This window comes from Pseudoalteromonas sp. SIMBA_162 (genome assembly GCF_046535955.1).
Lineage (GTDB): Bacteria > Pseudomonadota > Gammaproteobacteria > Enterobacterales > Alteromonadaceae > Pseudoalteromonas > Pseudoalteromonas marina.
In genome coordinates this window covers 1-267 of the sequence record NZ_JAWJBQ010000487.1, presented here as the reverse complement: position 1 = coordinate 267, position 267 = coordinate 1, and the positions used below count along the sequence as shown (strand labels likewise).

2 tRNA genes are annotated in these 267 nt (G+C 51.3%); both read left to right on the top strand.

Annotation, left to right across the window (positions count from 1 at the left end):
- Positions 1 to 72: 72 nt before the first annotated feature.
- Positions 73 to 148, top strand: a tRNA-Thr gene (locus R0J88_RS20620).
- A gap of 8 nt (positions 149 to 156) precedes the next feature.
- Positions 157 to 241 (top strand) — tRNA-Tyr (locus R0J88_RS20615).
- The last annotated feature ends 26 nt before the right edge of the window (positions 242 to 267 follow it).

Below are 267 nucleotides of genomic sequence, written 5' to 3'. Positions count from 1 at the left end.
CCAATAAAACAAATTATGCAATTTTTTAGTTGCATGAACTCGCATGTCTCCATAGAGTGCGCGCTACTTGATGCCGACTTAGCTCAGTAGGTAGAGCAACTGACTTGTAATCAGTAGGTCACCAGTTCGATTCCGGTAGTCGGCACCATCAAGTCCGGTGGGGTTCCCGAGCGGCCAAAGGGAGCAGACTGTAAATCTGCCGTCACAGACTTCGAAGGTTCGAATCCTTCCCCCACCACCAATTTCGGCCACGCGATGGCGTAGCCC